This window comes from Monashia sp. NPDC004114 (genome assembly GCF_053603855.1).
In genome coordinates, this window is sequence record NZ_JBSGGK010000011.1 from 113,950 (window position 1) to 135,370 (window position 21,421).

Sequence of the window (21,421 nt, forward strand, 5' to 3'; positions counted from 1 at the left end):
AGTCGAGTGGGCGCCCCGTCCCAGTCGAGTGGGCGCCCCGTCCCAGTCGAGTGGGCGCCCCGTCCCAGTCGAGTGGGCGCCCCGTCCCAGTCGAGTGGGCGCCCCGTCCCAGTCGAGTGGCGCGCCATGTGGCTGGGGCTGGTGTGACGGCGCGCCCACTCAACGAGGGGGGTGACGCGGGGGACGGGCCGGGGCGGGACAGAACTTCTGGGCAGAATTCGGTCATTTTTCTGGGCCTCGAGCGTCCTACTCACTAGAAACCCCCGCTTCGATCCCTCGAGGAGCAGCATGACCACCCCCCAGCAGACGAAGCCGGCGCGACTCATGCGCCCGGCGGAGGTCGCCGTCCTGTTCGGCGTCAACCCCAAGACCATCACCCGCTGGGCTCGCATCGGCAAGCTGCCCTCGATCCGCACGCGCGGCGGGCATCGCCGGTTCGCTTCCGAGGACATCTTCAAGATCCTCAGCGAGTCCTGAGCGCAGCCGCTCGGGACGGGGTGAGGCGGTCGACCTGCACCCAGTCGGGCCCGTCGAGCTCGATGGCGGCTGCGGGGAAGAGCCCGTTCTCCTCCTTGTCGATGTGGCTGCGCAGCTGGCTGACGAACTCATCGACGACGCCGTGCTCTCCGGCCCGGATCCGCTCGGCGAGCCCGTCGAGCAGGGCGTGCTCCGCACACAGCCCGTCGACGTATGCCGTGAAGCCGGGCTTGCCTCGAAGCACCGTGAAGAGCCCGGCCTCCTCCGCATCGGTGTGCGGGTGAAGGTGCGAGACGAGATGGTCCAGCGCCGCCGAGATCGCTGCGTCGTCACCCGCGGAGACGGCCCGGTGCAGCGGCCCGGTGAGGTTCACGATCTCCTCGTGTTCCTGCATGAACCGACCGACCGAGTCGATCGACTGACACCCGCAATAGCTGCACATGCCCGCGAACCTCGACGAGTCAGGCCGGCCGGGTGAGACGCAGCCTCCAGGCATCGGGACCCTCGACGAGGTACTCGATGCCCACGTCGCCGTGCCGCTCGCGCAGCTGGGCCAGCAGGGGCAGCGGGTTGTGCGGCGCGACGAGGTCCATCGAACCGCCCGGCGAGATCGCGTCGAGCGCACCGAACACCGTCGCGTGGCGGATCGCATGCGGGATGACCGTGACGTCGAGAGCGGGCACCCCCTCGTCGGTGCAACCGCACCCGCAGGTGTGGGTGCTCGTCTCAGACACGGGGATGAACTGGGTCATGACACGCTCCTTGGCGTCGACACGGCGCGGTCTCGTTGCCGCGCACCACTTCTTTTTATACGGTGATCCTTGTGGAAAATCCAACTCGGCTCGGCCCGCTCCCCACCGAGCGCGACACCGGAGCCGCCCAGCGCCTGACCGCACAGCGGCGCCGAGCCCTGCGCGCCTTGGAGGACCTCGCCCACGAGTCCCCCGACCAGCCGGTCTCGATCGCCGCGGTCGCCGCAGAGCTCGACCTGCACGTGAACACGGCACGCGAGCACCTCGACCGCCTGGTGTCTTCCGGCCTGGCGCGCCGCTCACGTCTCGCACCGAGTGGGCGGGGCCGCCCCGGGTGGGGCTACACACCGAGCCCGCGCCGCTCGCCGGCAGCGGCCGAGTACGTCACCCTGGCCAGGGTCCTTGCCGACCACGTCGCCGAACATGGCGGTGACGTCCGGAGCGACATGATCAGCCTCGGCCGCCGCTGGGGCCACAGTCTCGCCGACGCAGACCCCGGCGCCGACGAGCCCGCCGACGACACCGTGGTCCGGCTGCTCGGCGACCTCGGGTTCGACCCCGACGTCTCGGCCCAGACGCCCTCGGTGCGAGTGCGGCTCCGACGCTGCCCCATCCTCGAGGTGGCCAGGCAGCGCCCGGAGGTCGTCTGCCAGGTCCACCGCGGCATCGTCGAGGGGGTGCTCGAGGCCAAGCATGCGCCACGCGACGTGTCGCTCCAGGCCTTCGCCGAGCCCGGCGCCTGCCTCTTGCACCTGACACCCACCGCGGAGCCGGAGGCCGACCGGCCCGCCTAGGCCGCCGGCGGACGAAGCAGGCGGATGAAGCAGGCGGATGAAGCCGGGCTGCACCCGAGGCGCCACAAGCCGTCGAGTGGCCCCGTCGTCACACCAGTCCCAGGAACGCCACTCCTCACACGAACGCGTGTGACGACGGGGCCACTCGACGGTGGCGAGCACACTCCTGGCACGAACGCGTGCGACGACGGGGCCACTCGACGGTGGCGGGCTCAGCACGCCGGGCTAGCGGATTGGCCAAGCGGTCCAGAAATATCTACAGTCGATTCCGTGAATATTCCGAAGCGCCACACCTGAGCCGTCGGACGCACGGCATGAGCACCACTCGCGGTTCCTGGTTCATGCGCGACCGGCCGGTCGTGATCTGGCTCGGCCTGGCCGTTCTCGTCGCGCTCGTCCACCCCTTCGTCGACGACTCCCGGTGGCTCATGGTCCATCTCGTCGTGCTCGGAGCGGTGACGCACTCGATCATGGTGTGGAGCGTCCACTTCACCGATGCGCTGCTGCGCAGCCGTCCGGACCTGGAGTCACGCCGCCGCCAGACCTACCGGCTCAGCCTGCTCGCCGCCGGCACCACCCTCGTGCTCGTCGGCGTGCCGACCGCGCTCTGGCCGGTCACCGTCGTCGGCGCCACGCTGGTCTCGACAGCGGTGGTCTGGCACGCCTGCATGCTCGTCGTCCGGCTGCGCAAGGCCCTGCCCGGCCGCTTCCGTATCACGGTTCGCTACTACATCCTCGCGGCGTCCTGCCTGCCCGTCGGCGCGCTCTTCGGCGTCCTCCTCGCCCGGGGACAGGCCGACACCTGGCACGGCCGGCTCCTCGTCGCCCACACGATGACGAATCTCCTCGGCTGGGTCGGCCTCAGCATCCTCGGCACGTTCGTGACCCTCTGGCCGACCATGCTGAGGACCCGCATGGCCGACGGCGCGGAGCAGGACTCGCGGCGGGCGCTGCCGATCGTCGGCGCGGGCCTGGCCCTCATCGTCGCGGGCCCCCTGGTCGACCTCCCGTGGCTCACTGTCGCGGGCGTCGCGGCCTACCTCGTCGGCGTCGGCCTCACGGTCCGGGGTGTCGTGGTCGCGGCGCGGCGCCGGACGCCCACCACCTTTCCCACGTTGTCGGCGGGCTCGGGGATGGTCTGGCTGGCCATCGGCCTGGTCGTGCTCGGAGTCGCGGTCGCGCGGTTCGCGCCGACCGGCGGCGCCTGGCACGACCTCGCGGAGCACTACGGCACGCTGACCTCGATCTTCGTCGTGGGCTTCGCGCTGCAGGTGCTCCTCGGCTCGCTGACCCACCTCATCCCGGTCGTTCTCGGTGGCGGGCCCTCCGTGCTCCGGGCCTCCATGGCACCGCTCGAGACGGCAGGCACCGTCCGGGTCGTCGTGGCCAACCTCGGCCTGGCCGTGTGCCTGCTGCCCGTGCCGGGCCTCGTCCGCGTCGTCGTCTCCATTCTCGTGCTCGCAGCGCTCGCGAGCTACATCCCCTTGATGTTCAAGGGAATTCGCGCGGGCATCAGGGCCAGGCGCACGCTCGCGGAGTCGCAGACCGGTGCGGGCCACGATGTGCCAGCGGGTATGCCGTCGCGCACCCTCGGCTCCGCAACGGGGCCCTCTGCAGGCCCGACCACCCCACCGGCCAAGGGGCGGGTCCCCGTCATCGCACCACTGACCCAGCGGCCCTTCGCCCGGTCGCAGCTCGTCGCGGGCGTCGCCGTGGTCGCTCTGGGGGCCGCCCTCGGCGTCGGGCTCGACCCCGCCGCAGCCGGGCTCGTCGGCGTGGGCGCGACGGGCAGCGGTGCGACAGCCGCGGGAGTCACCCCGACTGGTGAGACGACCCGCGTCACCGTCACCGTGATGGACATGCGCTTCAGCCCGTCCTCGATCTCGGTGCCCCTCGGCAACCGCCTCCTGATCGACATCGTCAACACCGACCCGACGAACGTCCACGACCTCGTCCTCGACACCGGCCAGTCGAGCGGCCGCCTATCCGACGGCCAGCGCGCCACGATCGACGCCGGCGTCATCGGCCGCGACATCGACGCCTGGTGCTCGGTCGTCGGGCATCGTCAGATGGGAATGACCCTGTCCATCAAGGCGATCGGCAACTCCGAAGCCGGCAGGAACGGACAGTCGCACGGCATGCCGATGCCGGACGGCTCCGGCCCCGCGACGGCGGCCCCGGACCCCGGCGCCCCGGGATCCAGCCCCACGATCGACCTCATGAAGCAGCCGGGACCCGGCTTCACGGCATACGACCCCGTCCTTGCGCCGCTGACCGGCGAGCGCGTGCACCGGATCACGCTCACGGTCGAGGAGGTCACCGTGGAGGTGGCCCCCGGGGTGAGGCAGCAGCGATGGACGTACAACGGGAAGTCCCCCGGCCCAACGCTCCACGGCCGCGTGGGCGACACGTTCGAGGTGACGCTCGTCAACCACGGGACGATGGGCCATTCGATCGACTTCCACGCAGGTGAGAACAACCCGGCCGACGTCATGCGCACAGTGCCGCCGGGCGGTTCGCTCGTCTACCGCTTCACCGCACGGCGGGCCGGGATCTGGATGTACCACTGCTCGACGATGCCGATGTCGGCGCACATCGCGGCGGGGATGGCGGGCGCGGTCGTCATCGAGCCGGACGGCCTCACGCCGGTCTCACACAGCTACCTGCTCGTGCAGTCCGAGGTGTACCTCGGCGCCGGCCAGGGGGCACCCGTGGACCCCGCCAAGGTCGCGGCCGAACGGCCGGACGCTGTCGTGTTCAACGGGTATGCCGCTCAGTACGCGGCGCGGTCGCTGACCGCCCAGCCCGGCGAGCGGATCCGGGTCTGGGTGCTCGACGCAGGCCCCAACAGGAGCACGGCATTCCATGTGGTCGGCGCCCAGTTCGACACGGTCTACAAGGAGGGCACGTACCTGCTGCGCGACGGCCGCGGGCCGCTCGACCCGCCAGGGACGTCGACCGGCGGCTCGCAGGCGCTCGACCTGGCGCCGGCACAGGGCGGCTTCGTCGAGCTGTCGATCCCGGCCGCGGGGACGTACCCGTTCGTCTCGCACATCATGGCCGACGCCGAGCGTGGAGCGAGCGGGCTGATCGAGGTCGCCCCCTAGTCGTTGAGGTGGCCGGAGGTCGCGCGGACCGCCTCGGCCACCACGTCGATGAGCTGGCCCGTGCGCTCGAGCATCGCCCGCTGCCGGATCGCCCCGTTGCCGTCTTCGCGAAGGCGCGCGAACCCGGCCTCGACCGCCGCCAGATCACCGGATGCCTCGAGGCACGGGCCGATGTAGTCGAGCAGCTGGGCAACCACGGACCAGCACGGCCTGGGCAGCCCACTGCGCCAGTCGATCAGGTTGCCGCTCAGACCATCCCGCCCTGCCTGCCAGGTCGCCATCCGGATGAGCTGGGTCGGCACTGGCGGCGCCTGCAGGCCGCGCGCCCAGTCCGTGGCGGCCGTATCCACGAGCCCGCGGCAGATCGCCGCGACGACGAGCGCCTCGTCCATGGTGAAGCACACGTCGGCCGCGCGGATCTCGACCGTCGGGTAGTGCACAGCGAGCCGCGCGTCGAAGTAGATCATCCCCTCGTCGAGGACCACCGAGGTCAGGACGAGATCGCGGACGCGACGGTGGTAGGCCGCCGCCGACTCGAAGAGATCGGTCGGGCCCCACGAGGGCCATCGCGCCAGGGCCTGGGAGCGGTAGCTGGCGAAGCCGGAGTCCTTGCCGTTCCAGAACGGCGAGTTCGCACTGATAGCAAGGAGAGTCGGGAGCCACACGCGGATCCGGTCGAGCACCCCGACCCCCTCCTCGTCGCTCTCGACGGACACGTGGACGTGGCACCCGCAGGTCAGGTGCTCACGCGCCGTGAGCTGGTAGCGGTCCTCCATCCAGGCGTAGCGGGTCGACTTCGCGGGGATCGGGTTGACCGGCAGGGGCGAGGTCCCCAGTGCGGCAACGCTCGAGCCGGTCCCCCGGGCCGCGTCGACGGCCTCGCGCCGCCAGCGCCTGATCTCGTCGCGCAAGGCGCCCAGGTCGGCCGCGGGCGCCGTGTGCGTCTCGATCTGCTGCTGCTGGAACTCCCCCTCGACGGCCCCGTGCACGCCGACCCCGGCGACCTCAGGAGGCTGATGGGCGGCCCGGATCAGCGTCTGGCCCGATACGGAGCGGGGGCGACCGTTCCGCACGTCGACGAGGAGCATCTCCTCCTCGACCCCCAGCGTGCGCACCACATGGGCTCCTTCCCGTAACGGTTCGCGCCCCTGTAGACGTATGCCGTCAGGCCGGGTGGTGCCGGCGAGCCTGACGGCATACGTCCGTCCGTGGGGTGCCGCGGCGAACCCGCGTGGCACGAGAGGGGTCGCACGGGCGACGTACCCATCCGGGCGTGGCCCGAGTCACCAGTGTCTCGCCACGAGCGCCCGAACGGTGGGATGGGCGGGAATGAATCTGGCGAACATCGGGCTTTCACCCAGTAGCGCCGCCGGACCAACCCGCACATCTCACACCTGACGTAGACATACCTGACCTCGGGAGGACCGTGTCCACCTCGACAACAGTCGGGTTCCGCTCCGAGCGCGGACCCATCCTCATCGCCCTGATGCTGTCGACAGCGCTCATCGCGCTCGACGCGACCATCCTGGCCACCGCAGTCCCGACGATCGTCGCCGAGCTCGGCGGCCTCACGCAGTTCCCTTGGCTCTTCTCGGTCTACCTGCTCGCCCAGGCCGTGTCGGTCCCGGTCTACGCGAAGCTGGCCGACACGCTCGGTCGCAAACCGGTCATCCTGTTCGGCATCGGGCTGTTCCTGGTCGGGTCCATCATGTGCGGCCTCGCGTGGGACATGCCGTCGCTCATCGCCATGCGCGCGGTCCAGGGCATCGGCGCCGGAGCCGTCCTGCCGGTGACGATCACCATCGCCGGAGACATCTACACGGTCGCCGAGCGGGCCAAGGCGCAGGGCTACATCGCCAGCGTCTGGGCGGTCTCGTCCGTGGTCGGCCCGACTCTCGGTGGCGTCTTCTCCCAGTTCGCCTCGTGGCGCTGGATCTTCTTCGTGAACATCCCCTTGTGCCTGCTGGCGGCGTGGATGCTGTGGCGCGGCTACCACGAGTCCGTCGAGCGCCGAGCCCACCAGATCGACTATGCCGGCGCCGCTGCGCTGACCATCTCGCTCAGCCTGCTGATCCTCGCCGTCCTCGAAGGCGGCCAGGCCTGGGCGTGGACGTCGTGGCAGAGCATCGCGGCGTTCGGCGTCGGCACGCTCCTGCTCGTGGCCATCGTCGCCATCGAGCGGCGTGCGGCCGAGCCGGTGCTGCCGCTCGACATCTTCTCCCGGCGGCTCATCGTGACCACCCTGTTCATCTCGGTCGGCGTCGGCGCGGTCCTGGTGGGCCTGACCTCCTACGTGCCGACCTTCCTCGAGGGCACCACCGGCGCGACCCCGCTCGTGGCCGGGCTCGCCGTCGCTGCCCTGACGATCGGGTGGCCGATCTCGGCGTCGCAGTCGGGACGCCTCTACCTGCGCATCGGGTTCAGGCCGACCGCGCTCATCGGCCTGACCCTGGCCAGCGTCGGCGCCGCGGCCCTCTGGATCACCTCGGCCAGGCCGAACGTCTGGTCGGCAGCCCTCTCGTGCTTCGTCGTCGGCCTGGGGCTCGGCCTGGTCGCAACCCCGACGCTGATCGCCGCGCAGGCCTCGGTGCCGTGGAGCGAGCGCGGCGTCGTCACCGGGTCGAACATGTTCATGCGCTCGGTCGGCAGCGCGGTCGGCGTCGCGATCTTCGGCGCGGCCGCCAACAGCATCATCGCCTCGAGCGGCGGCACCGGGACACCGACCGCGATTCGCGATGCCTCTGCAGCGGTGTTCCTCGCGACCGTCGTCGCCGCGCTCCTCGGACTCGCGGCCGGGCTCTTCATGCCGCAGACGCGGGCGGAGGATCTCGAACAGGGCCAGGACCAGCCGGTCCCCGAGCCGCAGGCGACCGCCGCCGAGTAGGCGCGTTCTGATCCGGTTCGATGCAGGTGCGTGGTCGATGTCGGTGCGCGCCCGCTACGACACGCCGAGTACGACGCGCCATGACATCGACCGGCAAGACGTGGAGGCGCGGCGCTAGGTGCGGGAGTCGCTGAGCAACCGGACGACCGAGCGCTCGAGCGCGTCCCGGTCCCGCACCTGCACGAGGTCGCCGTGCGCGAGGCGTCGACGGTCCGCGGCACTGAGGCGGGCCAGGCCACGCGCGACCGTCCGCCCCACGGCATACTCGTCGAGCACGCGCGGGTCGACGTAGGAACGCCGCACGACCGCGGGTGTGTTGCCGAGATGCTCGGCCACGACCGTCATCGCCGCCTTCTCGACCCGCTTCTGTTCGGCCTTGGTGTCGGCAGGGCCGGCCTGCGCGAGGGCCACCGCGGCCGTGACGGTGGCAGCCCAGGTGCGCAGGTCCTTGACGGTGAACTCCTCACCGACGATCTCCTTGAACGCGACGTTCAGATCGCCCGAGTGCAGCTCCCGCCACTCGCGACGGCCCTCACGGAAGGCGAGCAGCCGGTCACCCGGGTGCTGGCTTCGCTTGAGGGACAAAGCAACCCGTGCGAGAAGGGGATCCGCCATGACGGCTTCACGCAGCTGCCCGGACTTGGCCGGGAACTCGAACGTCACCTCGTCGCCACTGACGGTGACGTGGTCCCTCAGCAGCGTCGCGACACCGTGGGAGCCGTGCTCGGCCTCGTACTCGTCTCCGCCCGTGCGGAACAGGCCGGCATCGAGCATCCGCAGGCCGGCCGCTGTGACCCGGCGCCGGCTGAGCCCGCTCGTGCGCAGGTCGGACGCGATCCGGACCCGCATGGCCGGCAGCCGCTTCGCCAGCGCGAGCACCCGGTCGTGCTTCTCGCGGCCGCGAGCCTCGTGCCATCCCTCGTGGTAGAGGTACTGCCGCCGCCCGGCGTCGTCGGTGCCGACGGCCTGGATGTGCCCATTCGGGAACGGGCAGATCCACACGTCGCGCCAGGCCGGCGGGATCACGAGTGCGGTTGCACGCTGGCGCGTCTCGTCGTCCACCGGGCGCCCGCCGGCATCGACATAGCCGAACCCCTTGCCCCGCCCGATGCGTCGTATGCCGGGCCCATCGATGGCGCTACGCCGAAGTCTCACACCCGCACTCATACCCGGGTCGAGGTCATCGGGTCGAGGTTGCAGGTCGGTCGAGAGCGCGAGCGAATACCTCGACCGCGATACCTCGAACCGGGGGCGCCGTCACCCGGCGGGTTCGTCCGCCCGTCGAGTCTGGGTCGTGTCCGGGCCGTCGGGCGTCGAGACCGGGACGATCTCGGGGACCTCGATCTCCTGCTGACCGGGAGGCAGGGGCGGGTCGGGGGTAACCGGCGGAAACACCGAACCGTCGTCCTGCAGGTGCGATTCGTAAGGGGTCACAGAACTGTCTTGCCTTTCCCCCCGAGGAACTGGCCTTACTTCGACCATACCCACGCACCGATGGAGCGAACCTGTGTCTTGTCCGGAAGCCGCCCGAGCTCAGCGGCCGGTGCCGCCGTAGACGATCGCCTCGTCGGCCGAGTCGAGGCCGAACGCCGTGTGCACGGCACGCACCGCCTCGTCGAGCATGTCCGCGCGGGTGACCGCCGAGACGCGGATCTCGGAGGTCGAGATCATCTCGATGTTGATGCCAGCCTCGGCCAGAGCGCCGAAGAACTTCGCCGAGACGCCCGGGTGGCTCTTCATCCCCGCCCCGACGAGCGCGATCTTGCCGATCTTGTCGTCGAGCCGCAGGTCCTCGTAGTCGACGTCGTGCTTGATCGACTGCAGCACCTGGATGCCCCGGGCGCCGTCCTCCTGCGGCAGGGTGAACGAGATGTCGGTCTTGGCGGTCTCCGCGGCCGACACGTTCTGCACGATCATGTCGATGTTGATGCCGGCCTCGGCGATGGCGCCGAAGATCTTCGCGGCGACGCCGACCCGGTCGGGCACGCCGACGATGGTGATCTTGGCCTCGCTGCGGTCGTGGGCGATGCCGGCGATGATCGGTGCTTCCACAGCGCCTTCTCCTTCGTAGGGGTTGTCCTTGACCCAGGTGCCGGGCCGCTGCGACCACGACGAACGCACGTGGATCGGTATGCCGTAACGGCGGGCGTACTCGACGCAGCGCAGGTGCAGGATCTTCGACCCGTTGGCCGCCAGGTCGAGCATCTCCTCCATCGACAGCACGTCGAGCTTGCGGGCGCTGGGCAGGACGCGCGGGTCGGCGGTGAAGACGCCGTCGACGTCGGTGTAGATCTCACACACGTCGGCCTTGAGCGCCGCGGCGAGCGCCACGGCGGTCGTGTCGGAGCCGCCTCGGCCGAGCGTCGTGATGTCCTTGGTGGTCTGGCTGACGCCCTGGAACCCGGCCACGATCGCGATGTGGCCCGCGTCCAGCGCGCTCTGGATGCGCCCGGGCGTCACGTCGATGATGCGGGCCGCGCCGTGCGCATCGTCGGTGATGACGCCCGCCTGGCTGCCGGTGAACGACCGCGCCTCGGCACCGAGCTGGGCGATGGCCATCGCCACGAGCGCCATCGAGATGCGCTCGCCCGAGGTCAGCAGCATGTCGAGCTCCCTGGCGGGCGGGTTCGCGGCGACCTGCTCCGCGAGGTCGAGCAGCTCGTCCGTCGTGTCGCCCATCGCCGAGACGACGACGCACACCGAGTTGCCGGCGCGGTGCGTCTCCACGATGCGCCGGGCGACACGCTTGATCGCCTCGGCGTCGGACACGGACGACCCGCCGTACTTCTGGACGACGACGCTCACGGCTGCTCCGGATCTGCTCGCTGGACCGAATGGGCGCCCGACGGTCGGCCTGCGGGGCAGCCCGATGGGGGCAGCCCGAGTCTAGGCTCGCGACCGGGATGTCCACTGGATGGTCACCATGCTGAGACGGCCGCCCAGCCCGACCGGGTCAGGGGTGCAGCGCGTCGAACTCGGCCTCGCCGACGGTCTCCTCGTCCGCGTCGAGGCGCAGGTGCGCGAGGATCGACTGCAGCGCCCGAAGCGCGCAGAGCGCCCGGTCCCCCCACGAGGACAGGTAGCTGAACTGCCACCACCACAGCGCCTCGACCTTGCGACCGGCGGCGTAGTGCTTGAGCCCGTGGCTGAGCGCCACTGCGATGTCGGCGGCGTCGTTGGAGATCGAGCCGTCGGCTCGCTCCCCGGACGTGACCGGGTCGACGACGTAGACGTAGTCGTCGATGCCGGTGAGGACGTTGGCCAAGCCGTCGCGAAGCGGGTCGACGTCGTCGTCGGCCCCGGGGTCGGCCTCGAAGCGCTCCTCGAGCACGACGTCCTGGATCGCCCCGAGCCGCGCCCCGGCGACGAGCACCTGGGAGAGTGCGAGCGTCAGCACCGGCAGCGCGGTGTCGGGGGCGTTGCCCGACGCGACCTCGGTGACCGAGGTGAGGAAGGCACTGGCCTCAGCGGCCGTCAGGTCGGCGAGCCCGCCGAGGTCGTCGACATCGCTGTGGTCGTCGGTAGCCATCTGGGATCCCCTTGTCCGGTTCGGGTGCCCTCCGACCCGTATGCCGTCGGGCAGGTATGCCGTCCTGCGCGGTAGCGCTCGTCGTTCAGTCTGCCCTGCGACTCGACCCGGCGGCATACGGGAGGGCGTGAAGTTGGTGACGTTCTAGTGTCGCCGCCCGCCTTGCCCCTCGCACACGCGGCGCTGGTCGAGGGGGCCGCGTGTCGGAGGGCAGTCCGGCGTCAGGCGTCGACGCGGCGACGGCCCTCGAAGGCCCGCCCGAGCGTGACCTCGTCGGCGTACTCCAGGTCGCCGCCGACCGGCAGTCCCGACGCGAGCCGGGTCACGGTCACGCCGAGGTCGCGCAGCAGCCGCGACAGGTAGGTGGCGGTCGCCTCGCCCTCGAGGTTCGGGTCGGTGGCGATGATGACCTCCTGCACGTCGCCCGAGGCGAGACGCTGCATCAGCTCGCGCACGCGCAGGTCGTCGGGGCCGATGCCGTCGATCGGGCTGATCGCTCCGCCGAGCACGTGGTAGACGCCACGGAACTCGCGAGTGCGCTCGATCGCGACGACGTCCTTGGGCTCCTCGACGACGCAGATCGCGGTGTGGTCGCGCCGAGGGTCAGCGCAGATCCGGCACTTCTCGGCCTGGGCGACGTTGCCACACTCGTCGCAGAACCGCACCTTGGCCTTGACCTCGGTCAGCGCCGTGACGAGCCGGCTCACCTCGTCGGCGTCGGCCTGCAGCAGGTGGAAGGCGATGCGCTGCGCGCCCTTGGGGCCGATGCCCGGCAGCCGTCCGAGCTCGTCGATGAGGTCCTGCACCGCGCCTTCGTACACACCGCAACCCTAAGCCTGGAGAAGCCCTGCTGCGGACCGCCGCACCGGTCTACCGTGGCGTGAACGAGGCCTCCGGGACGAGGAGTGGGCCATGGGTGAGCGAGTGGCTGAGCAGGCGACGGGGCAGGGAGCGAGGCAGGAGACAGAGCAGGTCGACCGGCTCGTCTCACGTCGCAGCGAGCGGATCCAGGCCGCCGTGCCGTTCCGGGTGCTGTTCGACTTCCTGCGCAAGTCCGACTACCAGACGCGACGCCGCGAGCCGGGCGTCCTCGACTTCACCTTCGGGGACCCGCACGAGCTGCAGATGACCGAGTACGTCGAGGCGCTGCGCACGGCCGCACTCCCCCAGGACGAGCTGTGGTTCGCCTACAAGCAGAGCGAGGTCACGGCGCAGGAGGCAGCGGCCGCGTCCCTGGAACGCGTGGTGCCACTCGGGTGGGCGGCAGACAACCTGAGGATGACGACGGGCGGGTTCGGCGCGATCACCGTGGCGATGAAGGTGCTCGCGGACCCGGGCGACGAGGTCGTCTACACGCTGCCCCCGTGGTTCCTCTACGAGGGCCTCGCCCTGGAAGCGGGGCTGGTCCCGGTCAAGGTGAAGGCGCTCGAGCCGACCTTCGACCTCGACCTCGACGGCATTGCCGCGGCCATCACCGAACGCACCCGCGCGGTCATCGTCAACACCCCGAACAACCCGAGCGGCCGAATCTACCCACCGGAGGTCCTCACGGCCCTGGGCCGGCTGCTCGACGAGGCGTCGGCCCGGCACGGCCGTCGCATCTGGATCGTGTCGGACGAGCCTTACAACCGAATCGTCTTCGACGGCAACCAGTTCCACAGTCCGGCGCAGTTCTACCGACACACCGTCATCTGCTACTCGTACGGCAAGACCCTGCTCGCACCCGGTCAGCGCATCGGCTACATCGCGGTGCCACCCGGCATACCCGGGCGCGACGCGCTGATGGAGGCCATCGAGAGCCTGCAGGTCGCCGGCGGCTGGCTCTTCCCGAACGCCGTGATGCAGTACGCCATCCCGCGGCTCGAGGAGCTGTCGATCGACATCCCGGGTCTCCAGTCGAAGCGCGACCGGTTCGTCGCGGCGCTGCGCGAGATGGGGTACGAGGTCTCGGTCCCCGAGGGGACCTTCTACCTCTGGCCTCGGTCGCCCGTCGCCGACGACGAGTCGTTCGTGAAGGGACTCGCGCAGCGTGGGGTGCTCGTCATGCCGGGTGCGCTCTTCGAGACGCCGGGCTGGTTCCGGATCTGCCTGACGGCAACTGCCGACACGATCGAGGCGTCCCTGCCTCACTTCGCCGCCGCCATCGCCGACGCCCGTCGCGCCTAGCTGCTGGTCAGGCGCGGGTCAGTCCGTGAGCGCGGTCGACCAGCGCTCCTCGATCCGGCCCCACCGCCAGATCGCGATCGACACCACCCAGGTCACGACGAACAGCCCCACGATCCAGAACCCTGCGTCGGCGAGGTCGACCGACCCGATCCAGGCCAGCGGCCCGGACTCGATGCCGAACCGCCCGGACAGCACGGACACCAGCTCGACCACGCCGATGACCAGCGCCACGGCGACCGACAGCGAGGTCACGGTGAGGTTGTAGTAGATCTTGCGGACCGGCTTGGCGAACGCCCACCCGTAGGCGACGTTCATGAACGACCCGTCGATCGTGTCCAGCAGCGACATGCCGGCCGCGAAGAGCACGGGGAGGGTCACCACGGCATACCACGGCAGGTCGGCCGCGGCCGCGCCGCCGGCCATGACGAGCAGCCCCACCTCGGTGACGGTGTCGAAGCCGAGCCCGAACAGCAGGCCGACGGGGTACATGTGCCACGGTTTGCGCACGGCTCGGGTGACACGGCCGAGGATCCGGTTGAGGAAGCCGCGGTTGTCGAGCTGACGCTCGAGCTCGGCCTCGTCGAAGTGCCCGGCGCGCATCCGCCGCAGCACCCGCACGATGCCGGTCAGCGCGACGAGGTTCACCAGGCCGATCGCCACGAGGAAGATGCCCGAGACCGAGGTGCCCCACACCCCCGTGACCTGCTGGAGGGTCGAGTGGTCGTCTTCGAGCGCCCCGGCGAGCGCGCGGATGCCGAACGCGAGCAGCATCACCATGGCGAACACGACCGACGAGTGGCCGAGGCTGAACCAGAACCCGACGCTCATCGGGCGCTGCCCGTCGGACATCAGCTTGCGCGTCGTGTTGTCGATGGCCGCGATGTGGTCGGCGTCGAACGCATGTCGCATCCCCAGGGTGTATGCCGTGAGGCCGAGTCCCACACCGAACACCTGGCCGGCGACCTGGTACCCGTGCGGCGCGACGACTCCGGCGAGCACGCCCCAGCCGACGACGTGCAGCAGCAGGACGAACGACCCCATGCCGAGGAGGCTGCGGCGCTCGGCGGCGCCGATGCGTGCCCGCAGGGGCGGACGGGAAGCCGTGTTGGTGTCGGCCGCGATGTCGGTGAGGCTCACGAGTCCACGCTAGATGCGACTGAGTCGCATCTGCAATGGTGCGGCCCGTATCGATTTCGTACCGGACTTCCTGCCGCGCCTGGTCCGCGCCCTCCCAGGGCCACCGGGTCAGGCGGAGGGCTCGCCGCTCGGCACCTCGTTGTACTCGTCGACACGCTCCTGGCCGGACAGCTCCGCGATGGCCTCCATGACGCGGTCGGTCAGGAGGCGACGCGCCTTGCCGGCCGGCATACCGGCATACTCCTCGACGCCGATCGGCGTGCCGAAACGCACCGTCACCTTGGCGATCCTCGGGAAGCTCGATCCGACCGGCTGGATGTCCTCGGTGCCGATCAGGCCGACCGGCACGATCGGCACGTTCGCGGTCAGCGCCAGCCAGGCGACGCCGGTGCGACCGCGGTAGAGCCGGCCGTCGCGAGACCGGGTGCCCTCGGGGTAGATGCCGAACGCGTCGCCGGCACGCAGCACCTCGAGTGCGGCGTCGAGACTCTCCTGTGCCGCGGTCGGCGAGTGGCGGTTGACCGGGACCATGCCCACACCGGTGAAGAAGCCCCTTCGCAGGAAGCCGCCGATGCCTTTGCCCTGCCAGTACTCCTCCTTGGCAAGGAACCGGACCCCGCGCGGCGAGGCGAGCGGGATCGCGAAGGAGTCGATGAAGGACCGGTGGTTGCTCGCGACGATGACGCCGCCGTCGCGAGGCACGTTCTCCTTGCCTTCGATCCTCGGGCGGTACAGCGCATGGGAGAGCGGGTACAGGACGGACCGCCCAAGGCTGTTCAGCATGGGCCACAGCCTAGGGCCGACAGCGCGCGAGGGGTGGTCGCGTCAGTGATGCATCGGACACATGCACCGTGGGCGGTCACGCCCGGGCCCGGACGGCCCACGCGGACGCGAGGATGTAGAACGGCGGCTCGGGCAGCAGCGCGCGGCAGAGCTCCCGCAACCGCTCTTGCCCGCCTGCATCGAGGTTGTGGACGAAGTCTCCGGCAGGACCGACTCCGAGCGTGTACGGCTCCCACCACTCGTCGAAGGTGGCGTGACGCACCGTCACGGTCAGGAGGGTGTCCTCGATGTGCGTGAGCCCCGCCTCGTCGAAGAGTCGGAGCAGCTCCCCCTCGTGCACCCCGGGCAGCGACGACTCGTCGACCACGTCGGGGTCGAGCTGGCGGGCCGCCCTCCAGAACACGCTGAGCGGTGCGCCCTCGCCCGCGAGGTCCCAGACGCACGCCGCAACGGTGCCGCCCGGCCGGGTGACCCGGCCCATCTCCCGGAGCCCGCGCACCGGGTCCTGCATGAAGTGGACGACGAGCTGGGCCAGGGTGTGGTCGAACAGGTCGTCGGGGTAAGGCAGCTGCTCCGCCAGGCCCGACTGCACGTCGAGTGTCGGGAACGTACGCCGCAGCGCGGCAAGGAACTGGTGCGACGGGTCGACCGCGGACACCCCGTCGACGCCGAGCCGCTCGACGAGGACACGCGTCAGCGCCCCGGGACCGCAACCGACATCGAGGGCCCGTCCGCCCGGGGCCACCTTGGCCCAGTCGGCGAACCGTGTGGCAAGCGGCCCCGAGTAGCGCCCCATGAATCGGTTGTAGGCGTCCGCCGCAACCTCGAAGGTCACATCAGGAAAACTACTGCCGCGCGGGCGACCTCATCGGCGAATGCGTGTTATTCGCCGGTGCGCCGGGCTGCCCACACCCTCGAGGCTGCAACGGCTCGACCGTCCCTCAGGCGGCGGTCAGTCGTCGAGCTCCTGGATGACCCGGCCGCCGAGAACCCGCTCGACCACTGCGCGCCCGACGTCGCCCGACACCTCGATGTCCTCGTCGTCGGCGCTGACCGCTGAGTCGTCGGTGAGCTCGGCGGCAGCGCGTGGCTCGGCGCCCGGCTGACCGGTCGCCGCTCCGGTGCGGGCCTGCGCGATCGACTCGCGGACAGCCTTTGCGCCCCGCTTCGCTGCGGCGGTCGGGCTGCCCGTCGGGCTGCCGGTCGCGCGTGCCGGCGACTGGCGCGAACCAGCAACCGGTCCCGCTGCGGCAGAGGCGGTTTCGCCGGCGGGGCTGTCGCTCGAGGCCGAACCAGCAGGGGCCTCAGCGTCCGGAGCCGAGCCCGTGGCCCAGTCGGGGGCCGGCCCGGACGCGCTGCCCCAGCCGGCGTTGTCATAGTGCGAGCGCGCGGCCGCGGCAGTCAGTCCGGCGTCGGTGAGAGCGCCACCTGAAGGGACCGGTGACGCGCCGGGATCATGACCCGCGCCGGCATCACCCCATGACTGCCGTGAAGACCCGCCGTCGCGCCCGGTTCCGCCGTCGTGCCCGATCGCGCCGGTGGCCCGGGGCGGGTCGGCCTCCCCAGCCGGTTGGACCGTGCCAGGAGGCGGAGCCACGGGCGCCTGCTGCGCCACGTCGTCGACGTGCACGCCGTTGACGATGGCGTCGACACCGAGCTCGTCGATGAGTGCCTGTCGCACGACCTCGGCGTGGTTGCCCGCGCGGAACGTCTGCGTCAGGCCGGCCGTCGCGATGCCGAGGGTCAGGGTCTGGCCGTCGAACGCGGTGACCTGCGCGTTCTGCGAGACGAACGTCCAGGTGAGGCGTCGCATCGTGAAGATCCGGCCGAGGACGTTGGGCCAGGCGCGGCGGATGGCGTCCGTGTCCATGCCACCACCCGCCGGGCGCGCGGGTCCGGCCTCCGGCGACGCATCAGCCTGTCCGGTGCCGGGACCGGCCCGGGACGCCGAAGGCCCGCCGACCGACTCGGCGGGCGGTACGACCGGCGGAGCACCCGCCTCCGCCCGGGCAGCGTCGGCTCGGGCGATCGGGCCGGGGTCGGGGGCCCCGACGACGTGCCGGATGTCAGCAGACCGGCTGCCACCCATCCCGCCCGCCCCTCGAGACGAGCCGTGCGATGGTCCCGCCGGCTCACTCGGACCAGCGTCATGCCCCGCCGGGCCGGCCGCTGCCCGAGACGGCGCCGAGTAGTCCGAGACGGTGCGCGGCGGCGCGGACACGCCACCCGCAGTGGTCGCGCCCGCCGCGGCAGGTCCGGACCCATCCGAACCCACCCCGGCCATCGGCCCCGGAGGCGCAGATGCGGGGACCGGCGGCGGCCCGGGAGGTGCGCTCAGCGGCATACCGGCAGGTCCGGCCGCGCCGCCGGAGGCGCTCGGCACCCCGCCCACGTCGAGGCGACGCTCGAGGCGGTCGAGACGCGCGGCATACCCCTGCTCCCCTGACGAGGCCGGAAGCAGGATGCGAGCGCAGATCAGCTCGAGCTGCATGCGGGGCGCCGTCGCCCCGGTCATCTCGGTGAGGCCGGTGTTGACGATGTCGGCCGCGCGCGAGAGGGCCCCCGGGCCGAAGGCCGCCTGCTGGACGCGCATGCGCTCGAGCTGGTCCTCGGGGACGCCACGCAGCACCTGCGCCGCGCCCTCCTGCACCGCGGCGACGATGATGAGGTCGCGCAGGCGCTCCAGGAGGTCCTCGATGAACCGGCGCGGGTCGTGCCCGGACTCGATGACCTTGTCGATCTGCCGGAACGTCGCCGCGCTGTCGGCGGCCGCCAGGGCGTCGACGGTCGCGTCGAGCAGCTCGCCGTCGGTGAAGCCGAGCAGCGACACGGCACCGTCGTAGGTCAGCCCCTCCGGCCCGGAGCCGGCGATGAGCTGGTCGAGCACGGACAGCGAGTCACGCACCGACCCACCGCCCGCCCGGGTCACGAACGACAGCACGCCCGGCGCCGCCGGCACCCCCTCCTGCTCGAGCAGCCGCTCCATGTAGGCCGACAGCTTCGCCGGTGGGACGAGCCGGAACGGGTAGTGGTGCGTGCGCGAGCGGATCGTGCCGATGACCTTCTCCGGCTCGGTCGTCGCGAACACGAACTTCACGTGCTCCGGCGGCTCCTCGACGATCTTGAGCAGGGCGTTGAAGCCCTGCGGGGTGACCATGTGGGCTTCGTCGATGATGTAGATCTTGTAGCGGCTCTGGGCCGGGCCATAGCTCGCCCGCTCACGCAGGTCACGCGCGTCGTCGACACCGCCGTGGCTGGCCGCGTCGATCTCGATGACGTCGACGCTGCCCGATCCACCACGCGCGAGCGCGACACACGAGTCGCAGGTGCCACAGGGCGTCGGCGTCGGACCCTGATCGCAGTTGAGGCAGCGGGCGAGGATGCGCGCACTCGTCGTCTTGCCACACCCGCGCGGGCCGCTGAAGAGATAGGCGTGGTTGACCCGGCCCGTGCGCAGCGCCTGCATGAGCGGCTCGGTGACGTGCTCCTGCCCGATGACGTCGGCGAACGTCTCCGGCCGGTAGCGGCGGTAGAGGGCGGTGGCCATGCCCGAAACCCTAACCGGGGCTGGTGACGCTCCGGAATGCCGTCGCGTGCCTGCATCGCCCGCGCGGGACATCGACATCGACATCGGGCACCGGATGTCCACAGGGTCGCCGGGCGCTGAGGCGCTGCCCTGCCGACTCGCATATCTTGGCTCGCATGAGTGCGGTCGCGGTGCTGACAGGTGAGGTGCGTGCGGTCGAGGTCAGCAAGACCATCGACACCACGACACTGCTGAAGCCGACCACCGTGTCGGCGGACCCCGGCGAGTGCGTCGTCCTGCGCGGGCCGAACGGCTCGGGCAAGACGACCCTGCTGCGGATCATCGGCGGCCTGCTCGAGGCGACCACCGGGACGGCCACGATCGGCGGGCGCGAGGCCGACGAGCGCGACCGGGCCGTGCGGGCAGCCGTGGCGGCGCTGATCGGACCGCCGACGACCTACCGCGACCTGACCCTCGCGGACCACCTCGTGCTCGTCGACTCGACGTGGGGCGGCGAGCCGAGCTCGTCCGACGCGCGCGCTCTGGCGCTCCTGGGCCGCTTCGGGATCGAGCAGCTCACCGACCGCTTCCCGCACGAGCTCTCGTCCGGCCAGGAGCAGCTCTTCCGCCTCGCCCTCACCCTGTGCCGACCCTCGACCGTGCTGCTCCTCGACGAGCCGGAGCAGCGGCTCGACACCGCCAAGCGCGAGGTGGTGGCCACCATCGTGCGCGAGCGCACCGACGCCGGCTCGACCGTCGTCATGGCCTGCCACGACCGCGACCTCACGGCCGCGGTGGCCCACCACATCGTCGACGTCGTGCCCGCGCGATGACCGACGTGCAGCCCACCGCGTCGCCCGCGCCCGAGGCGCAGCTCGAGGTCGACGACGACGAGCTGCTCGGCCAGGCCGACTGGGTCATCGGCGGCGAGCGCGCCCGCAAGGCACGCCAGCAGCTGCTGTATGCGGCATACGTCATGTTCGTCGGCGCGCTGGCGTACGGCTTCCCGCTCGTCCAGGCGGTCTTCCGCACGACCGACCGTGTGCTGCTCCGCGAGCAGCTGACGTCGCCGGCGGCGGTCGGGGTCATCGGGGCGGCCGTCGTCGTGCTGCTGGCGGCGACCTGGTGGGCCGGGCGGTTCCGTGGGCCGGTCGTGCCGCCGCTGCCGTGGATCGACCTCGTCGCGAGCGCGCCCATCGACCGTGCGCTGTCCGTGCGCCGCTGGTGGCGGTATGCCGTGATCGGCGCCGTCTTCGTCGGCGGGCTGACGGGGCTGGTGTTCGGCGCGGGCCTGGCGTTCGCCGGGGTCACCGGCGCGCTGTCCGTCCCGGTCGCGCTCCTCGTCGGACTCCTGCTCGGCCTCGTCACGTCGCGCGTGTGGCTCTGGTCGCAGGTGCGTTCCTGGCCGGGGCCGGACCGTGGGATCGGCCTGCTCTGGCGGATCTCCGACGCCCTGCGTGAGCTGCACGCGGAGTCGCTGCGCGCCCACTCCGCCAACACCTCGACCATCGCCGGCTCGGCGCTCGCCGGCAACCTGCGCACGGCTCGCCTCGCCCTGGCGCGCCCGATCCGGCATGCCCGCCGCGCGCGCCTGCGTCCCGGGCGGCCGTTCCCGGTCATGGTGCGGCGCGACCTGCTCGGGCTCCGCCGCCAGCCGTCCGGCTTCGTGGCCGGGCTCGGCCTGACCCTGCTCGGCGGCGCCATCGTCGCCTGGGGCGCCGTCGAGCCCGCCGCACCCGGCATCGCCGTCACGATCGGGCTCGTTCCGCTCTATCTCGGCTTCGGCGCCTGGGCCGAGGGCCTGCGGCTGCAGGCCGACAACGTCGGCACCCCTTCGCTGCTCGGCATGGCGGCGCTCGAAGAGGCGGGGGCTCACCTGGTCGTGCCGCTCGTGCTGACCGTTCTCTCGCTGGCCGCCTGCGTCGCCGTGCTCACCCCCGTCGCGTCCATCTCCCTGACCGGCGTCGTGATCCTCGTCGCGACGGTCATGCTGCTCGTGGCCGGGCACCTGATGGCGGCCTTCCGTGGTGCACCGAAGGCGTTCGGCGGTCCGCAGATGCTGGTGTTCTGGTATCTCCAGCCCGTGCTGTCCGTCGTCCTGCTCGGCTCACTCGTCGCCTTCTTCGCCAAGAACGGGCACGAGACGCTGCTCAGCGCGAGCGTGTGGGTCACCCTCGGGCTCCTCTGGTGGGGCACGCGCCGGGTGCAGACCCTGACGATGCTCCACCGCACCTGACCCAGGACCCCTCGGGACGGTATGCCGCTT

19 protein-coding genes are annotated in these 21,421 nt (G+C 71.3%); 7 read left to right on the forward strand and 12 right to left on the reverse strand.

Going from position 1 to position 21,421, the window contains the following annotated elements; genetic code table 11:
- The first annotated feature begins 288 nt into the window (after positions 1 to 288).
- The gene (locus ACWEOW_RS15390; RefSeq protein ID WP_452270090.1) at positions 289 to 477 is read left to right on the forward strand and encodes a BldC family transcriptional regulator; all 189 of its coding nucleotides are present in this window, start codon (positions 289 to 291) and stop codon (positions 475 to 477) included.
- Here ACWEOW_RS15390 and ACWEOW_RS15395 read toward each other — a convergent pair.
- Together ACWEOW_RS15395 and ACWEOW_RS15400 are read right to left on the reverse strand one after the other, a co-directional pair.
- Positions 464 to 871, reverse strand: a complete 408-nt coding sequence (locus ACWEOW_RS15395) for a hemerythrin domain-containing protein (protein WP_452270091.1) — start codon at positions 869 to 871, stop codon at positions 464 to 466. The two genes, ACWEOW_RS15390 and ACWEOW_RS15395, sit on opposite strands and share 14 nt — an antisense overlap.
- Before the next feature lie 67 nt (positions 872 to 938).
- Positions 939 to 1,229: a DUF2249 domain-containing protein gene (locus tag ACWEOW_RS15400; protein ID WP_452270092.1), complete on the reverse strand. Its 291-nt coding sequence runs from the start codon at positions 1,227 to 1,229 to the stop codon at positions 939 to 941.
- A 71-nt stretch (positions 1,230 to 1,300) separates the two neighbouring features.
- Here ACWEOW_RS15400 and ACWEOW_RS15405 point away from each other — a divergent pair, with 71 nt between their 5' ends.
- The gene (locus ACWEOW_RS15405; RefSeq protein WP_452270093.1) at positions 1,301 to 2,023 is read left to right on the forward strand and encodes a helix-turn-helix transcriptional regulator; all 723 of its coding nucleotides are present in this window, start codon (positions 1,301 to 1,303) and stop codon (positions 2,021 to 2,023) included.
- A 314-nt stretch (positions 2,024 to 2,337) separates the two neighbouring features.
- Positions 2,338 to 5,130 carry a multicopper oxidase domain-containing protein gene (locus ACWEOW_RS15410; protein WP_452270094.1) on the forward strand — a complete coding sequence of 931 codons (2,793 nt, stop codon included), beginning with the start codon at positions 2,338 to 2,340 and terminating at the stop codon, positions 5,128 to 5,130.
- On the opposite strand, the gene ACWEOW_RS15415 is transcribed toward ACWEOW_RS15410, so the two are convergent.
- A complete protein-coding gene (locus ACWEOW_RS15415) occupies positions 5,127 to 6,248 on the reverse strand; it encodes a glutamate--cysteine ligase (RefSeq protein WP_452270095.1) in 1,122 nt (373 codons plus the stop codon). The genes ACWEOW_RS15410 and ACWEOW_RS15415 overlap by 4 nt on opposite strands.
- A 368-nt stretch (positions 6,249 to 6,616) precedes the next feature.
- Between ACWEOW_RS15415 and ACWEOW_RS15420 the strand changes: the two genes are divergently transcribed.
- On the forward strand, positions 6,617 to 8,014 hold the full coding sequence (locus ACWEOW_RS15420) for an MDR family MFS transporter (protein WP_452270147.1): 1,398 nt from the start codon (positions 6,617 to 6,619) through the stop codon (positions 8,012 to 8,014).
- Positions 8,015 to 8,128: 114 nt separating this feature from the next.
- Here ACWEOW_RS15420 and ACWEOW_RS15425 read toward each other — a convergent pair whose 3' ends face one another.
- The 5 genes from ACWEOW_RS15425 to recR form a co-directional block, all read right to left on the reverse strand.
- Complete coding sequence (locus tag ACWEOW_RS15425; protein WP_452270096.1) at positions 8,129 to 9,169, reverse strand: DNA topoisomerase IB; 1,041 nt, start codon at positions 9,167 to 9,169, stop codon at positions 8,129 to 8,131.
- 102 nt (positions 9,170 to 9,271) lie between these two features.
- On the reverse strand, positions 9,272 to 9,448 hold the full coding sequence (locus tag ACWEOW_RS15430) for a hypothetical protein (protein WP_452270097.1): 177 nt from the start codon (positions 9,446 to 9,448) through the stop codon (positions 9,272 to 9,274).
- Between the two features lie 99 nt (positions 9,449 to 9,547).
- The gene (locus ACWEOW_RS15435) at positions 9,548 to 10,819 is read right to left on the reverse strand and encodes an aspartate kinase (RefSeq protein WP_452270098.1); all 1,272 of its coding nucleotides are present in this window, start codon (positions 10,817 to 10,819) and stop codon (positions 9,548 to 9,550) included.
- A 148-nt stretch (positions 10,820 to 10,967) separates the two neighbouring features.
- The gene (locus ACWEOW_RS15440) at positions 10,968 to 11,543 is read right to left on the reverse strand and encodes a DUF5063 domain-containing protein (protein WP_452270099.1); all 576 of its coding nucleotides are present in this window, start codon (positions 11,541 to 11,543) and stop codon (positions 10,968 to 10,970) included.
- Positions 11,544 to 11,764: 221 nt separating this feature from the next.
- The gene (gene recR / locus ACWEOW_RS15445) at positions 11,765 to 12,364 is read right to left on the reverse strand and encodes a recombination mediator RecR (RefSeq protein WP_452270100.1); all 600 of its coding nucleotides are present in this window, start codon (positions 12,362 to 12,364) and stop codon (positions 11,765 to 11,767) included.
- Between the two features lie 91 nt (positions 12,365 to 12,455).
- Here recR and ACWEOW_RS15450 point away from each other — a divergent pair, with 91 nt between their 5' ends.
- A complete protein-coding gene (locus ACWEOW_RS15450) occupies positions 12,456 to 13,709 on the forward strand; it encodes an aminotransferase class I/II-fold pyridoxal phosphate-dependent enzyme (RefSeq protein WP_452270101.1) in 1,254 nt (417 codons plus the stop codon).
- A gap of 18 nt (positions 13,710 to 13,727) precedes the next feature.
- Here the strand turns inward: ACWEOW_RS15450 and ACWEOW_RS15455 are convergent, their stop codons facing one another.
- The 4 genes from ACWEOW_RS15455 to ACWEOW_RS15470 all read right to left on the reverse strand — a co-directional run bounded on the left by ACWEOW_RS15455 (position 13,728) and on the right by ACWEOW_RS15470 (position 19,176).
- Entirely contained in the window at positions 13,728 to 14,846 is a 1,119-nt protein-coding gene (locus tag ACWEOW_RS15455; protein WP_452270102.1) for a HoxN/HupN/NixA family nickel/cobalt transporter, read from the reverse strand.
- 108 nt (positions 14,847 to 14,954) lie between these two features.
- Positions 14,955 to 15,629, reverse strand: coding sequence for a lysophospholipid acyltransferase family protein (locus tag ACWEOW_RS15460; RefSeq protein WP_452270103.1), 675 nt, complete (start codon positions 15,627 to 15,629; stop codon positions 14,955 to 14,957).
- Positions 15,630 to 15,705: 76 nt separating this feature from the next.
- Entirely contained in the window at positions 15,706 to 16,464 is a 759-nt protein-coding gene (locus tag ACWEOW_RS15465; protein ID WP_452270104.1) for a class I SAM-dependent methyltransferase, read from the reverse strand.
- 117 nt (positions 16,465 to 16,581) lie between these two features.
- On the reverse strand, positions 16,582 to 19,176 hold the full coding sequence (locus ACWEOW_RS15470; protein WP_452270105.1) for a DNA polymerase III subunit gamma and tau: 2,595 nt from the start codon (positions 19,174 to 19,176) through the stop codon (positions 16,582 to 16,584).
- Between the two features lie 155 nt (positions 19,177 to 19,331).
- Between ACWEOW_RS15470 and ACWEOW_RS15475 the strand changes: the two genes are divergently transcribed.
- Complete coding sequence (locus ACWEOW_RS15475) at positions 19,332 to 19,988, forward strand: ABC transporter ATP-binding protein (protein ID WP_452270106.1); 657 nt, start codon at positions 19,332 to 19,334, stop codon at positions 19,986 to 19,988.
- Entirely contained in the window at positions 19,985 to 21,391 is a 1,407-nt protein-coding gene (locus ACWEOW_RS15480) for a hypothetical protein (protein WP_452270107.1), read from the forward strand. The genes ACWEOW_RS15475 and ACWEOW_RS15480 overlap by 4 nt, the downstream gene beginning before the upstream one ends.
- Positions 21,392 to 21,421: the final 30 nt, after the last annotated feature.